Annotated in this window: 2 protein-coding genes; one reads left to right on the top strand and one right to left on the bottom strand. The window is 43.1% G+C overall.

Features of this window, described 5'->3' with window-relative positions; genetic code table 11:
* Positions 1-422: DUF2057 family protein (locus R7P72_RS25975; protein ID WP_318111125.1), on the top strand; the 422-nt coding region annotated here is incomplete at its 5' end.
* Between the two features lie 98 nt (positions 423-520).
* Here the strand turns inward: R7P72_RS25975 and R7P72_RS25970 are convergent.
* Positions 521-1,058: pseudouridine synthase (locus R7P72_RS25970; RefSeq protein ID WP_318111123.1), on the bottom strand; the 538-nt coding region annotated here is incomplete at its 5' end.

Below are 1,058 nucleotides of genomic sequence, written 5' to 3'. Positions count from 1 at the left end.
AGCGCACTCAAGTTTACTCCGCTCCGTGTATTATCGGCTTTAATACAGGGGCGGGTGAGCTTTACATTGATGCGCCATCTTTTAGAGATAAGCGTCAGGCAGACAAGCTGTTTGAACAAGATACAATGGACTGGAAAGTAAGCATCAATGATAAGTCTATTGATTACTCGCAATATAAGATGCCAGGTAAAAAAGGTGCTTTCCCATATTCAAACCTTGATGAGCAATTGGCAGAGTACAACGAACTTAACGGCGTCTATTTTTCTAATGGCAAGCGAGACGAGTTATCTGAGCTTCAGGCAACGGGTACAGCTAAAGAGACTCACAGAGTGAATTCGCCACTGACAAAAGCAAAAATTGCTTATCTAGAAATGACTGACGAAGAACGTCAGCTATTCATGAAGTGGGTTTCTCAACAATAATTGTTATTGGTGACGATAAAAATATAAAAAGCAGGCGATGGCCTGCTTTTATGTTTTTTGATGTTGACTACTTTGAGGAATGTGCTGTTTTAAGATGGCTAGAGCTGAATCTCTTTCCATTGGCCAGGCTGCAAGTCTCCAAGGGTAATGTCGCCCATTGAATAGCGTACTAAGCGTAAAGTTGGGAAGCCGATATGAGCGGTCATGCGTCTTACTTGGCGGTTTCTACCTTCAACGATAGTGATTGCTAGCCATGTCGTTGGAATATTTGCACGAAAACGAACTGGTGGGTTTCTCTCCCAAATCGTCGGAGCATCAATGACTTCTACTTTTGCGGGTAAGGTCATACCATCTTTTAATTCAACGCCTTTACGCAACTTCTCTAAATCTTGCTCTTGTGGCGCTCCATCCACCTGTACCCAATACGTTTTCGGCGACTTTGATTTCGGCTGAGTCAGCTTCGCTTGTAGGATACCATCATTGGTTAACACCATTAGGCCTTCACTGTCTCTATCTAGTCGACCTGCTGCGTATACGTCTTTTACTGGAATGTAGTCAGCCAATGTTTTACGGCCGTCACCATCGGTAAATTGGCTCAGCGTATCGTAAGGCTTATTGAAAATAATGACTTTTCTA

Origin of the sequence: Vibrio sp. Vb0888 (genome assembly GCF_033338835.1) — a bacterium.
GTDB lineage: Bacteria > Pseudomonadota > Gammaproteobacteria > Enterobacterales > Vibrionaceae > Vibrio > Vibrio alginolyticus.
This window is presented reverse-complemented; position numbering and strand designations above follow the sequence as displayed.